We start from the raw sequence: 14440 nt of genomic DNA on the forward strand, positions 1-14440 counted from the left end.
AAGCCTGCGCCGCCGTGTCGTAGATGCCTGTGTCCAATAGAACGCTTTCTGCGCCTAGGTTTCGAGCATCCTTGAGAATGCTTTCCATCAGCTTTCTGAAACTGCCAACCTCCGTGCGGCACCGCAAGAAGGTATGAGCCGCGTTGTCGTCTATCGGCCTGGCGTAATGGGTGCTGCAGTAAAGCCAATCGTAAGTATCGATGGTAACGCAGCAGGCCGCTGTGTCGCGAAAGGTGTGTTCTTCGTCGATGTCCCAAAAGGTCGCCATATAGTCAGCGCGACAACCGAAGTACAGCGTCAAACTGTCGTTGATACAACAAACGAAAACACCGCTTATGTCCGCTGTGGTATCGGTCTGGGTTTTTTCGTTGGCCAACCAAGACTGGAAGTCGTTCCCGCCCAGCAAGGTGCTGCTGAGTCGGCAGACCTTTCCTTCACTGGATCGTATTGACCAACCTAAGGCTAATTTTCCTCCGAAAGAGTGGATTCCGCCGAAGCGAGGTCCTGATTGTTGGTTAGTTGTGTTTCGGCCTACTAGCTTAACTTGCTATCAACACTACAAATCCCCGCATCGCGTGTATTGATCTGCTTTCACACACCAAATTACGTACCAGCTTCTTCCGGGTGCAGAAAGAATAAGTGTCATCTAACAGCTTGATCTGTTTACATTGTTTTTTCAGTTAATCTGTTTTCCAGTTTACGGAGTAAACAACGTTCGCCGTCTCGAATACCAAAGCGCGGACTGTAGGATCAAACTCTCCGAACGCCGAATTGTTTCTTATGCTTTGCGTCCATAAACAGTCATGTTGACTTCTGGGTCGCCCTTGATGCCCGACATTGTCTCATAGACGAATACAGCCATCAATCGGTCGCGCGGACCCTTAACTGGGGACACGCGGTGCAGCGAGTTGCAGCCACGGAAAATCGTTAACTCCCCCGGCGCACGGCCTACTGATTTCACCTGGTCGCTCTGCCCTGTCAAAACCTCTCTCATATATGGGATGTCTTCGTCACCTGGCTTAACCCGCGTATTCGGTGCCATCTCGAAATCTCCCCCCGCTTCTGCTGCCTGCAGCATCAGTGTCATGGTAAAAGCATTTGTGGAATCGTAATGCCAGGCCGATTGGTCCCCCTCGGCATAGCAGATCACGTTTACTGGCTGTAGCGGATCCTCGTTGGGGTACAGCGTTTCCTCGCCCACGATTCCTGCGACCATTTTCTGGAACGGTTCCCAGAAGTACAGGGTCTTCAGATGAGAAATTGCAGGCAACAGATCAGCCGCGATCATTCGGTAACTTGCGTGATGCATGATGTTGCGCGGGTGGTCGGGCGGCAGCGACGGATCGCCTTGCCGCTGAAGATAACAGTTTCGCTTAGAATTGGCGGGGTTTGCCTGAGCTTTAAGCGACGCTATTTCGGCTGCAGCTTCTTTGATAGCCGCATCAGTCAGAAAACCGGGCAGTGAACAATATTGGTCGCGGTCAAGCTGTTCACGGCTTTTTGCAACGATCTTGGCCATCGCCGCTGCGTCTTCGATCGGGTAGAGATCGAAATTGATCGGGGGTACGACATTCATCTCGGTATCCTCTTTTCTCAGATGGCCAGTGGATGGTGGCAAGTCAGGATGCGCCCGTCAGACAGCATCTGCTCATCGGGTCTTTCGGTTCGGCAAAGATCAGTCGCGTATTTGCAACGTGTGTGGAACTCGCAACCTTGCGGGCGGTTCGTGACGCTGGGGACTTCGCCTTCGATCGACAGAAGCGTACGACGCTTATCAGGATCGGGTTTCGGTACACCACGCACCAATGCTTCTGTGTAGGGATGAGCGGGTTTGTCGAAGATCGCTTCGCAATTGCCGCGTTCGACCAGTCGACCCAAATACATGATTGCTAGTTTGTCGCTGATATGGCGGATAACGGGCAGGTTATGGCTAATGATCAGATAGCCAAGACCATGTTCGGCCTGCAACTCGCTCATCAGGTTCAGAATCTCACCTTGGACTGAAACATCAAGCCCCGCAGTAGGTTCGTCGGCGATGACAAGGCTGGGGTTGAGCGCCAAAGCGCGTGCTACGCCGACACGCCTTGCTTGTCCGCCCGAAAGCTCGTGCGGATAGCGTGACAGGAAATTCTTGGGCAACCGAACCATATCGCAAAGCCGCTCGGCCTCAACGTCCAGGTTTTTGCCATTGCGCCCATGAATTTCCAGAGGTTCAGTGATCAGTGACTTGACCGTGCGCCGTGGACTGAGCGACCCCACCGGATCCTGAAACATCATCGCCATGTCGCGTCTGAGCGCCTTGAATGCGCCAGGCGGTAGTTTCAACAGGTCCTGTCCTTCGAACAATACTTGCCCCGTTTTCGCGGGCACCAGTCCGAGAATGGCGCGACCCAGTGTCGTCTTGCCTGAACCACTTTCTCCCACAAGTCCCAGCGTTTCCCCCTTTCGAAGCGAAAGCGAAGCATCCAGCACCGCATCGACATAAGGAGTGCTCACACCGGTAAGCCGAGCATGAACAGCGCCCATGACCTGAAACCGAACGCTGAGGTTTGACAAGTCAAGAAGCGCGGCACCGTCGACCTGACGCGGGCTCGTTGTGTCGTCGGCGCGGCGGGTTTCTGCGCTCTTGGATTTGCCGGAAGGTACAGTCACTGTTCCATCCAGAAGGTGACAGCGGGAGTTATGCCCAGCCTCCGGCAAAGTTGTGGGTTTGGGTTCAACGTCATGGCATTTCTCAGCCGCATACCGGCAGCGTGGCGCAAAGACGCAACCCTGAGGTGGCATATGCAGATCGGGAATATCCCCGGGGATAACCGGTAGGAACCGCGCACGTTCTTCTTCCCTTGCCGGGTCGCATTCTAACAGTGCTTGTGTGTAAGGATGCGCCGGACGGTAAAAGATATCGCGCACGTCGCCGCTCTCGATCACTTCGCCTGCATACATCACCACCACTTCGTCACACAGTTCGGCAATTAAGCCCAAATTGTGCGACACGACCATGAGCGTCGCCTCAAACTCGCGCTGCAATTCACGCATTAGGTGGATGATCTGCGCCTCCATCGTTACATCCAAAGCAGTGGTCGGCTCGTCCGCGATCAGCAGCATCGGATCCATAAGAAGCGCCATTGCGATTCCGGCCCTTTGGCGCATGCCGCCGCTAAACTGGTGTGGGTACTGAATGATGCGGCTTTCGGGGTCAGGAATGCCGACCCGCCGCATCATCTCGATGGCTTTCTTTTTCTTTTCCGCCATGCTCATCCCGCGGCGACGGTAAAGGATATCGGTCATCTGTTGGGCATAGTTGAGCACCGGCACTTGCGAGGTCATCGGATCCTGAAAGACGATCGAGATCTTCTCGCCACGCACATCCATCATCTGTGACTCACTCCAGCTTAGCACCTCTTCGCCGTCGAACAACACCTCTCCACTCTCGACCACAGCATTGCGCGCCAGAAGCTGAGTGACGGCCCAGATCACCGTGCTCTTGCCCGAACCGCTTTCGCCCACCACACCAACACTTTTTCCACGCGGTACCGAGAAAGACACATCACGCAACGCATGTACGCGGCCTCGTGGAGTGCGGAAGTCGACATTAAGGTTTCGGATATCGAGAAGCGGATCCTTCATTGCCTATCGTCCCCGCCGTAGCTTTGGATCGAAGACATCCCGCAATGCCTCACCCAAAAATGTGAAGCCCAGCGTTGTCAGGACAAGTGGAATGCCGCCCGCAATCACCATCCATGGCGTGTCCCTTATGATCAAATAACCTTCGTTCAGGATCGTTCCCCAGCTGGCAGTGGGTGGCTGGACACCCAGCCCAAGAAAACTCAGCCCTGCTTCGATCGTCACGACAACCGGCACATCCATCGCAGCAAGAATCAAGAGCGGTCCAATAACATTCGGCATGATATGCACAAACAAAATACGTGCAGTACTGGCACCCAGCGATCTCTCGGCCAGAATGAATTCGGTATTCTTCAAGGCCAATGTCGAAGTACGGGCAAGCCGCGCATATCCGGGGATCGTGGTCACAATCACAATGGTTAACACCAGTTCCAGACTGGGCCCCAGTAACGCGACCGCAGCCAATGCCAGAACCACAGTTGGAAAAGAGCGGATCGTGTCAAACACAAGCAAAAGCAGATTGTCTAGCCATCGCGGGCCGAATCCGGCCACCATTCCCAGGATCAGCCCGGTCGTCAGTGCAACAGTAACACCGATCGCGGCAATTTTCAGAGCTACGCGTCCGCCGTAGAGGACCCGACTAAAGGTATCACGCCCCAACTGGTCGGTTCCCACCCAATGATCGGCTGAAGGCCCTGACATGCGCGCTGGTATATCCATCGCCAGTGGGTCATGCGTGGCAAATAACGGCGCAAAGATTGCGCTGGCAAAGAACAATAACACTAGGATAAGCCCGAACACACCCATCGCGTTGCGCAGGAAAAGCATAAGCTTTTCGCGCCCCATACTATAGCCCCGTTCGGGCACAGGGGTTTCGGCGGGCACCGGGCCCGGAATATCAGAGTGAGTCTCGGACACGGGGATCCAGCCATGAAACAATAATATCAGCGATGAGCGTCACCACCACGTAAAGCACGATTGTCACCAGAACGGCGCCCTGCACCACAGGGAAATTTCGCGCCAACACCATATCGTATATGATCCGCCCGATACCCGGACGGGAAAAGATGATTTCAGCAAAGACGGTACCCGAAAGAAGCCCGCCGAACCCCACACCAATAAGCGTGATGGTTGGCAGAACTGCCACCGGCAGCGCGTAGCGGAACACAACCATACGTGAGGTCAGACCGAAGGCCCGGGCCGAACGTATATAGTTTTCGCCCATAACTTCGAGCATTGAGGCCCGCACCATGCGAGCCAGGTAACCGACCCAGCCAAGTCCCACAGCAAAGGCCGGCAGGATCAGGTGGCGTAACTGGTCGATGATATCGCCCTCATCCCCGGCACCGAGTACAGGCAACCAGCGCAAGCTGATGGCAAAGATAAGGATCGCCCATATCGAGACCAGAAAGGACGGAACAGCAATAGTACCCACAGACAGGACACCGGTTACCCGATCGATCCAGCTGTTGGGCCAGATTGCCGAAAGGCATCCCAGCGGAATGCCCAGCGCGATCGCCCAGCCCAACGCGGCAACTGCCAGTGTGATAGTATAGGGCAATTGCTCTGAAAGCGTCAGGCCGACGCTGCGGTTGGAAAAAACATCAGTGCCCAGATCACCCTGAAGAACGTTGCCAACAAAGATCAGGAACTGAAAGGCAAGGGGCTGGTCGAGATGCATCTTTTCGGCATAGGCCGCTTGAATCTCAGGTGTAGCCCGTGGTCCGAGCGCAATGCTCACTGGGTCTCCCGGAATCGAATGCAGCATCACGAAAAGCGCAGCAATCGCCATCAGGACGATGACGACCGATAGGCCCAGACGCTTCAAAAGATACCACCACATACCAGATTCCTTACCATGCCGCGGACCTGTAGTAGGCCCGCAGCACGGCTGTGTGTTACGTCACTTTGGCGCGAAGTACGCCATTTGCATCTCGCCCGATGGCGCGAATTTCGCGTCGATATCATCACGGTGGATGAAGACCTCCGGCTCATGGGTTAGCCAGACATAACCGCCTGTTTCCTCCATGATTTCCTGCATTCGGACATAAACTTCATGCCGTTTGGCCTGATCGGTTTCACCGATGCCCTGCTTGTAAAGTTCTTCGAACTCGTCCGAGCTCCAGCGCTCCCAGTTCCAGACACCGACCTGATCGCGTATGAACCACTGCGTGGCCTCGTACGGGTCTGGGCCAGCGCCAAAGCGCATGATCCAAAGTTCCATATCTTTGTATGTATCGCCTTTGCTTTCCTGGCCCATCTCCCAGAACGGTCCTGAATCGAGCGGGATGATCTCGACCGTGACACCGATCTGTGCAAGGTTAACCTGGATGATCTGAGCCGCCAGCAAACGTTCTGGGCTGTTCAGCGTCCGAAGCGTCAGGTTGAGCCCTGAAACGCCCGCCTCGTCCATCAGCGCCTTGCCTTCGGCCGGATCGTAGCTGTAACCGGCCGCGTCACGTTTACCGACCAATCCAGGACAAATGATACCATAAGAGGGTTCAGCAGTGCCTGAATAGGCACCCTGGACGATTGAATCGATGTCGACTGCGCGCTGGATAGCCTTCCGCACACGAATATCGGACAGCTTGGGATTTTCGATATTGATCCCCATCCACATGTACTGAAGCGCTCCCGCTACGGTCAGCGCTGCCCCCGGAGGGGTCTCTTTGAGATAACGAGCGTAAGAGGTTGACGTGATCTTGGCGCAATCCAGTTCGCCAGCCTCGAAGGCCAGCGCACCGGCCTCGCTGTCGGTCACAAAAATACAATCGATATTGGCAAAGGCCGGCAGCGGGCCGGTCCAGTCTGGGTTTGGTCGCAATCTCACATATTGCGCCTGCTTGTGTTCCATCACATAAGGCCCACAGGTCGCGGGTGGTTCGATGGTGTATTTGCCGCCCGCTTCTTCAGTCGCCTTCTTGCACAGGATAATGCCCGTTCCGGACGCCAGCGTTAGATTCATAAAGGGCGCGAAGGGCTGGTTCAGTATGATCGTGCCGCTGTATTTATCTTTGACCTCAGTTCGCTCGTAAGCGACATAGTCGCCTTTCCATTCACTTTCGGTCATTCGGTCATAGGAATAGGCCACATCTTCGGCCGTTACCTCACCAAAGCCGTTCGACCACATAAGGCCCTGCTTGAGCGTAAAATCAATGTGCGTAGAATCTACAACCTCGACGCTTTCAACATAGGGTGAGGGGACCCAGGACGCCTGACCATCCACCATGCCAAAATGCACCAAAGCGGGCATGATACACCAGTTCACGTCATTGGGCGGGTGCCCCCCTACATAAAAACCGGGATCGAGGCTTTCCATCTCGCGGTCGAAGCGCACGGTTAGCGTGTCACCTTCGGCCGACCAGGAGATGCCCGGAAACGTCCCTGTCAACCCCGCCGCACCAGCGATGGCTGCGGTCTGCAGGAACCCCCTGCGTGTTTGCGTAATTTTCGTCATGTTATTTCTCCCTAACAATGTTTTTTAGTTTGTCCGAAGTCCGTCCAGGGCGTTTCACAAAGCAGTTCTATTGCTTACACAAGGTCGCGTGGCGTATCCTTTTCCCATACCTCTCTATGCACAAGTTCGTCCCCCATATGTGCCTCAAGCTCTCCCCGGATAACAAAATGCGTGGCGGTAGAGCGCATAAGTGTTCGGGTTCTGGTCGAGACTTCCCATGCACCGCGGCTGAAATTTTCGGTCCAGGTGATGTCTAGTTCCGTGCTCAGTGGGTCATCAGGATGGACCGAAATCTTTTGTTCGTGGGCCGACGCGACGGTCCATCCATTGTGGTCGTCATAGGTGACGGTGCCCTCATCGGCCCAGAGGCGATGAGTCACCAGACCGGTCGTCATATCAGTGATGAATGCATTCTCATATTCCGGCGCGCGCAGGGTGGTCGCGTTGAGCGGTGGTGAACCTTCGGCTTCTTCGAATGGGCGAAGATTAGCATCGGCCTCACTTGCCTGTCGTACCGGTAGGGTCAGTGAGCTTTCCCTGGTGGTAATGGTCAGCGTCACCTTTTCCGGAGAGGGCCAAGCCGTCGGCCAATAGGCGGTCGAAAGCGCTATGCGGATGCGGTTTCCCGGCTCAAACCGGTGTCCGGCTTCGTTAAGTTGAAGTTTCACCGTATAAGTCTTGCCCGGTTCCAGCGCCTCTGGTTGTTCGTGGCTGTCGCGATGCGTCAGGTTCAGCATTCCATAACTCACCCGTGTCGCGGCTCCATCGGGCAACACGTCCGACAGGACTGCTGCCACCATCGCTACCGGCTTGTCGCTGGCGACCTGCAACGTCACCACCGGCGCACCGAGAAATTCCACCGTTTCTTCGAGAACTGCCGTGTCGAATACCAGTGATCCGCCGGCCTCTGGTCGCTGATCGCCCGGCAAGTCAGGGTCAAGCCCATATGCACACCAGCTGCCCGACATCATGCCAACGGTCATGGGTGAATTGATTGTCATTGGGACTGTCGCACCCTTTTCAGCACTCAGCCCGCCAGGGCTAAGATGCATCACGCGCGGCGTGATCCGAGGGCTGGGCCAGCTCTCTTCGGCTACCCATTTTCCCGGACGTGTTTCGTAATAAGTGCTCGGTGGCACCGGATCTTCGATCCAGGCACGCAGTTGCGGCTCATCCATAATACCCGTGTCGATATCCTTCAGCCAGTGGTCCCACCAGCGCAGGCATTCCTGAAGGAAACCGATCGCCGGTCCGGGTTTGGCGAAATGCGGGTATTTGTGCGCCCAAGGGCCAACCAGCCCCTTGCAGGGCGATTCCAGCCCCGCCAACAAGCGAAACACCGCGTTGGTGTAGCCATCGGCCCAACCGCCCACCGCATAAACCGCCGCCTTTATATCGGCAAAATTTTCGCAGACCGATCCGTGTTTCCAGAAATCGTCGCGTCGCTGGTGCTGTATCCATTCTTCCAGCCAGAACCCGCTACCTTTCAGCCGGTCGAGCCACAACTCTTCCCACTTGTTTCCCACCATCGACGGATCAGGCGGTGTGGTATTGATTGAGAACATGAAGCTGTTCCAGCTGGGGTTCTCCGTAAGCATGCAGCCACCCATGTAGTGGATATCGTCGGCATAGCGGTCATCAGTGGAACAGATCGACACTATAGCTTTCAACGGTTCGGGGTTGCGCGCGGCCACTTGCAAACCGTTGAAGCCACCCCAGGATATCCCTATCATGCCCAGCTTACCCGTAGACCAGGGTTGGCATGCAATCCAGTCGATCACCTCAAGCGCGTCATCTTGCTCTTGCTTAAGGTACTCGCCCAGCATCACTCCTTCGCTGTCGCCGGATCCGCGCATATCGACCCGTACGCAGGCATACCCGTGTCCGGCAAAGTATGGATGCGTCAGTGCATCGCGCCCCGACGTGCCATCTCCTCGGCGGTAGGGCAGGTATTCCAGGATCGCAGGGACTGGATCGTCAACGGCATTCTTAGGTAACCAGATTTTGGCAGCCAGCCGCACGCCATCGGACATTTCGATGAACACTGGATCTAAAATTTCGGTTTCCCGAGGGAAATTACTGACAATCTTCAACACACTCTCCCCGGTGACCCATGCCCGGTTCCGTGTCCAATTTCTCGCCTCGTAAACTGCCCGATCCGTAGCGTCTTCGCGCTTGATTCACCAACCGGTTCGTTTCATTCTTAACTGATCTTTCCCTTAGGGCAATCCTTTCTTCCATGACCCAAACTATTTACTTTAACGCGACCGTACTGACCGTCGACGATACGGACAATGTCGCAACAACGGTTCTGACCGACGACGGAACAATCGTTTCGGTGGGTGCGTTTGACGAAATCGAGCGTCGCGCAAGCGAAGGTGCTCAACGTCGCGATCTGAGCAGGCGCACCTTAATTCCCGCATTCATCGACCCGCACGGACATTTCCCCGACTCGGGTTATCTCGGCCGTCTGCGCGCTGATCTTTCTGCCCCCCCGATCGGTAACTGCAAGACCTTGGGCGATGTCTTTTCTCGGCTTTCCGATCTTGCTTCTAAAACGCCTGAGGGAGAGTGGGTCATAGGTTCACTCTTTGAGCCCTCGGCGCTTGCCGAAAATCGTTTTCCCACACGTCTGGAACTGGATCGTGTTTCGACCAAACACCCAATTTGGGTCATTCATTTCACAGGCCATGCAGGTGTCGGAAACTCGCGGGCATTAGCTGCCCGTGGAGTCACCCGCGACACGCCTGATTTCGCAGGTGGCTGGATTGGGCGCGACTCGGTAACCGGTGACCTGAACGGCATGTTAAAGGGCATGGCCGCAATGGGCGAATTGGGCGATTCAGAATTTCAGGTTACCTTCGAGCGATTTCGAGAGGCTTATGTAGCAGCCGCCCGCGAGTATTTTGAGCATGGCGTTGCGCTGGCCCAAAATGCCTGGGCAACCGAGGAACTGCTGGCCTATTTCCTGCGGATTGATGCAGAGAACAGTGCGGACATTGAATGCATGGTTTTGCCTGCTGGCCATTTGGAGCCAGCTCTTAGCGATGGCCGACTCGACCTGCCGCCCCAGAACCCCGCAGGGCGGATAATGCTGGGGCCGCGCAAGCTTTTTGGCGATGGCTCTTTCCATATCCAGACAGCCTGCATAACCGAACCCTATTTCAAACCCTTCAACGGTGATCCGGGGTTCCGCTGCCCACCCTCGATCACACGTGAAGACATGGCGAAAAAGATCGGCCATCTCCACTGTGCAGGCTTTCAGGTTCACATACATTCCAATGGCGATGCGACCTCGGACATTCTGCTCGACGCCTTAGAGGATGTGCTTGAGGCCGATCCCAGAAACGATCACAGGCATACGCTGATCCACGCCCAGATCCTACGCGAGGACCAACTTGACCGCATGGCACGCCTTGGCGTGACCGCCAGCTTCTTCCCAGCGCATCTCTACTACTGGGGTAATTTTCACCGCGACATAACTTTCGGTCCTGACCGGGTTCGCAACATGTGTCCAACCCGCTGGGCCGCTGATCGTGGTATCCGCTTCACCATTCACAACGATGCGCAGGTCACACCCACACGGCCCCTGCATCTGATGTGGTGTGCGGTCAACCGCACTTCAGCCACCGGAAGCGTTTTAGGACCCGAACAAGCCCTGACCCCACGCGAGGCGCTGCGCGCCCACACCATCGATGCAGCCTGGCAGGTCTTTCTTGAGCGCGAACGCGGTAGTATCGAACCTGGAAAGCGCGCAGATTTCGCCATCCTGTCCCGCAACCCGTTAAACGATCCGGCGGGCCTGCGCGATATCAAGGTCGAGGAAACCATAGTTAACGGCAAAACCGTATACCAACGGGAAAGAACACTCACATGAAACGCATTGTGATTGCCGGGTTTCAGCATGAAACAAACACATTTGGCGCAACGCTCGCAACGATGAGCGATTTCGAGATGGCCGATTCATGGCCCGGCCTATTGCGCGGCGCCGAGGTGATTTCAGGCACCAAAGGAAGCAACCTACCGTTGGCCGGATTCGTCCATGAAGCGCGCAAGGATGGATCGGTAGAGTTGATCCCGTTAGTCTGGTGCTCAGCCGAGCCTTCCGCTCATGTTGCCGACGAAGCTTTTGAGAGCATCACCGGCATGATCCTCGAAGGCGTCCGGAATGCCGGAAAGATCGACGGTATCTATCTCGACCTGCACGGCGCTATGGTTTCGGAAAGCCACGAGGATGGCGAGGGTGAGTTGCTGAGACGTCTGCGCAACTTGGTGGGCCCAAACATACCTATATCAGTAAGCCTCGACCTGCACGCGAACCTGACACGAGAAATGGTCTATCTCGCCTCTTGTATCACCATTTTCAGGACATACCCGCATCTTGATATGGCAGAAACTGGCGCTCGTGCCTTTCAAACGCTGCAGCATCTGATGTCGGGCGGCCGCTTGTTCAAGGCCTATCGTCAGGCGCCTTTTCTCATCCCCTTGCAGGCGCAATACACGGGCGCTGCGCCTTTTCAGTCTTTGTATGACAAGGTCGCCTCCGTCGGTCCTGCGCCGCAATGCTGGGCCGAGTTGGCCGCGGGCTTCCCGGCAGCAGACATTCATGATGCCGGCCCGTCTATTCTGGCCTATGCCGACAACCAGAAAGATGCTGACGCGATTGTCGGTAGTCTTTTTACCGATCTTCTGAGTGCAGAGTCCGAATTTGATTGTTCTCTGCTCTCGTCACAGGAAGCAGTAGAAAAAGCCAAAACCATAGCGGCAAAATCAGACAAACCGGTCATCATTGCCGATGTGCAGGACAATCCCGGTGCCGGTGGCACCTCGGACACAACCGGACTGTTGCGTGCGTTAGTTGAAGGCGGAGCGGAAGGCGTTATTCTTGGCATGCTTTGTGACCCAGAAGTAGCTTCGCAGGCTCACGCGAGCGGTGGTGGTAGCATTATCGAGGGCGCACTGGGTGGAAAATCCGGTTCGGCCCCGAACCCGTTTTCTGGTCGCCTGCAGGTCGAAAGGCTGAGCGATGGCCGCTTTTCCTTCACAGGAGAGATGTATGCAGGCAGCGTAGCCGAAACAGGCCCGACGGCACTGCTACGCGTGCTGGATGATTCTTCGGATGTACGTGTTGTGGTTTCCAGTCATCGATGCCAGTGCCTTGATCAGGCAATTTTCACCCATATAGGGATCAATCCCGCCGCGCAGCAGATCGTAACCGTCAAAAGCACCGTCCACTTCCGTGCAGATTTTGAACCAATCTCCGCCGCTGTCCTGAATGCGCACTCTCCCGGGCTCTTCCCCTGTCGCCTTGGCCAGGTGCCATATCGAAATTTACGCGCTGGTGTTCGCGTTGAACCGTTGGGCATGTTGAGCGACCGCCGATAACAGGCAGCTTAATACTATCAAGCACGACATTATTTTCCATTGCCACCATTTCCTTTTTTCTTCACTTCGTAAAATCACGATCCGGGCGGACTTCAACTTTTCGTGGAGCTAGGCGTAGTTCTCAAAATTGGAATATGAGGTTGTTGTCAAAAATTGGTAACGACTCGTTCGCACTTGTTGCGAAGGTCCGTTTCCCAACCACCCTTCGGGCGCGGAATATCGCGATACGCTGAAACCAATCATTTGAGCTCACCCGCGCCAGAGGCCACCATCCCGATGGACCAAAGGCCAATCATGCACTAACTTTCAATCTGGACCGCTCAAGTGGGGCCGCTCAACAGCAGTTTGCTCAAGGATTTGAGAATTGTAACGATTTCAACATCAGTGCACTGAACTAACTCAAACCCGATTCTGTTCTGAGCAACTTTAGCTGAACGTATGCGCTGCGCTTGACATTCCACGACTGAAATTCTTGAGTGCGTGTCACAAGCTTTAGAAAATCATTTTGGAAGAGATTAAGTGGGACTAAAGCTAAGTTTTCTATCCATAAAAAAGATGCCCAACCTATTTTGGAGCTCACCTAAGGCGCTGACAATCGCTCCTCCTCTAATTTCAGTGGTTTTCCTTGTAATAGGCCTCATTCTTTTCGGTCTCGGAGAAGCTTTGATAATTGCAGCAGGTGTTGGGGTAAGCCCATGGATTGTATTTGCCCAAGGAATAACGATTGTTACGGGTTGGAGTATCGGGTTCGCCACTTTCATAATCAGCTTATTCGTTTTGTTTTGTTGGATTCCACTCAGACAAACTCCCGGCATAGGAACTATTTTAAATGCCATTATTATTGCATTGGTACTGGATTTCTCATTGCCGTACCTACCTACCTACGACAGCCTTGCCCTAAAAGTCAGTGAAGCCATGACAGGTATTCTGGTGACAGGGTTTGGTGGCGGTCTGTATTTAATTGCCAATTTGGGCGCGGGCCCAAGGGACGGATTGATGACAGGGCTGCAAACGCTAACAAACCTGCCAATTGCCTGGGTACGCAGTGGTCTTGAGCTTTCAGTGGTATCCGTGGGTTGGGCATTGGGTGGCAGCGTTGGCATTGGAACTGTTCTTTTTGCTCTGGGAATAGGTCCAGCTGTTGCGGCGAGCATGTACGGTTTGGAAAGTGTTTTTAGTAGGCCTGAAAGCGGCGTGTGATGGAGGTCAATTTCAAACCTGCCTTGAGACTAATGCCGGGCATTTTCTAGCTTAGGTCGAACAGAACCTTGTTCGCAGAGCTTTGGTCAATAACTTCCAACTGCCTTCACCGTTTTCGCTTTGCGGCAATCAAATTGCGATTTTGGTGCGATGCGCCACCCAAAAGGGACTTAAGCTGCTCAAGATCAAAGATGCGATCCCAATCAGTAAACGTCCGCCAGAGATTGAGGATCGAGCTGTCCCCCGTCATTGGGAGGGTGATTTGAATGTGGGGACCAACACAGCTACACTGCCATGCTGGTTGAACGCCATTCGCGCTTTGTGGTGCTGTCGAATGTGAAAAACAAAGACACTTAAAGCGTCATTACGGCCCTCATCAAACAGGCGTGGAAGCTTCCAAAAGGGCTCTATCGGTCGCTGACATAGGATCGTGGATCAGAGATGGCGGAGCATCGGAAATTTACCGTTACCACCAATATTGACGTCTACTTTTGTGACCCACAGTCCCCACTACCTCACCTCTCGGATTTGCGTGGATCTCGTCTGCGGCCAAAGGGGAAGTATCGGCAGGTAGTGGAAGTTGTAGGATTGGGGAAGACGTGACCTTGGGTCGTTCCCAGTAAACCTTTCTGGTCCGGGGTCAGAGATCAAGAACTCGGAAAGAATCTGCATTGTGTCAGTGTCTTAGCCCCCTAAAACTGAGCCACTATTTGAGTGTCACAGGAGGAAGAAGGGATGGCTCGGAAACGGTATTCGGATGAGGATGCGCTGAAG

10 protein-coding genes and 1 pseudogene are annotated in these 14440 nt (G+C 54.7%); 5 read left to right on the forward strand and 6 right to left on the reverse strand.

Annotated features, from left to right (window positions below):
* Positions 1 to 133 precede the first annotated feature (133 nt).
* Entirely contained in the window at positions 134 to 451 is a 318-nt protein-coding gene (locus MWU63_RS19885) for a hypothetical protein (RefSeq protein WP_213891426.1), read from the forward strand.
* Positions 452 to 778: 327 nt separating this feature from the next.
* Here the strand turns inward: MWU63_RS19885 and MWU63_RS19890 are convergent, their stop codons facing one another.
* The 6 genes from MWU63_RS19890 to MWU63_RS19915 all read right to left on the reverse strand — a co-directional run bounded on the left by MWU63_RS19890 (position 779) and on the right by MWU63_RS19915 (position 9174).
* Positions 779 to 1576 carry a 2OG-Fe(II) oxygenase gene (locus MWU63_RS19890; RefSeq protein ID WP_247079695.1) on the reverse strand — a complete coding sequence of 266 codons (798 nt, stop codon included), beginning with the start codon at positions 1574 to 1576 and terminating at the stop codon, positions 779 to 781.
* A 17-nt stretch (positions 1577 to 1593) separates the two neighbouring features.
* Complete coding sequence (locus MWU63_RS19895; protein ID WP_213891430.1) at positions 1594 to 3627, reverse strand: ABC transporter ATP-binding protein; 2034 nt, start codon at positions 3625 to 3627, stop codon at positions 1594 to 1596.
* A gap of 3 nt (positions 3628 to 3630) precedes the next feature.
* Positions 3631 to 4542 (reverse strand): ABC transporter permease, encoded by a 912-nt coding sequence (locus tag MWU63_RS19900; protein ID WP_247079697.1) that lies wholly within the window; start codon positions 4540 to 4542, stop codon positions 3631 to 3633.
* A complete protein-coding gene (locus MWU63_RS19905) occupies positions 4523 to 5467 on the reverse strand; it encodes an ABC transporter permease (protein WP_213891432.1) in 945 nt (314 codons plus the stop codon). The genes MWU63_RS19900 and MWU63_RS19905 overlap by 20 nt, the downstream gene beginning before the upstream one ends.
* A 60-nt stretch (positions 5468 to 5527) precedes the next feature.
* Positions 5528 to 7081 (reverse strand): ABC transporter substrate-binding protein, encoded by a 1554-nt coding sequence (locus MWU63_RS19910; RefSeq protein WP_213891439.1) that lies wholly within the window; start codon positions 7079 to 7081, stop codon positions 5528 to 5530.
* Between the two features lie 74 nt (positions 7082 to 7155).
* The gene (locus tag MWU63_RS19915) at positions 7156 to 9174 is read right to left on the reverse strand and encodes a CocE/NonD family hydrolase (protein WP_246531873.1); all 2019 of its coding nucleotides are present in this window, start codon (positions 9172 to 9174) and stop codon (positions 7156 to 7158) included.
* Positions 9175 to 9320: 146 nt separating this feature from the next.
* Between MWU63_RS19915 and MWU63_RS19920 the strand changes: the two genes are divergently transcribed.
* The 4 genes and pseudogenes from MWU63_RS19920 to MWU63_RS19935 form a co-directional block, all read left to right on the forward strand.
* Positions 9321 to 10958 carry an amidohydrolase gene (locus MWU63_RS19920; RefSeq protein ID WP_213891434.1) on the forward strand — a complete coding sequence of 546 codons (1638 nt, stop codon included), beginning with the start codon at positions 9321 to 9323 and terminating at the stop codon, positions 10956 to 10958.
* Complete coding sequence (locus MWU63_RS19925; RefSeq protein ID WP_213891435.1) at positions 10955 to 12466, forward strand: M81 family metallopeptidase; 1512 nt, start codon at positions 10955 to 10957, stop codon at positions 12464 to 12466. The genes MWU63_RS19920 and MWU63_RS19925 overlap by 4 nt, the downstream gene beginning before the upstream one ends.
* 519 nt (positions 12467 to 12985) lie before the next feature.
* A complete protein-coding gene (locus tag MWU63_RS19930) occupies positions 12986 to 13666 on the forward strand; it encodes a hypothetical protein (protein WP_247079699.1) in 681 nt (226 codons plus the stop codon).
* 181 nt (positions 13667 to 13847) lie between these two features.
* Positions 13848 to 14176: pseudogene (locus MWU63_RS19935) on the forward strand (IS30 family transposase); the annotation flags it as partial.
* Between the last annotated feature and the right edge of the window lie 264 nt (positions 14177 to 14440).

Origin of the sequence: Pseudohalocynthiibacter sp. F2068 (genome assembly GCF_023015645.1) — a bacterium.
Lineage (GTDB): Bacteria > Pseudomonadota > Alphaproteobacteria > Rhodobacterales > Rhodobacteraceae > Pseudohalocynthiibacter > Pseudohalocynthiibacter aestuariivivens.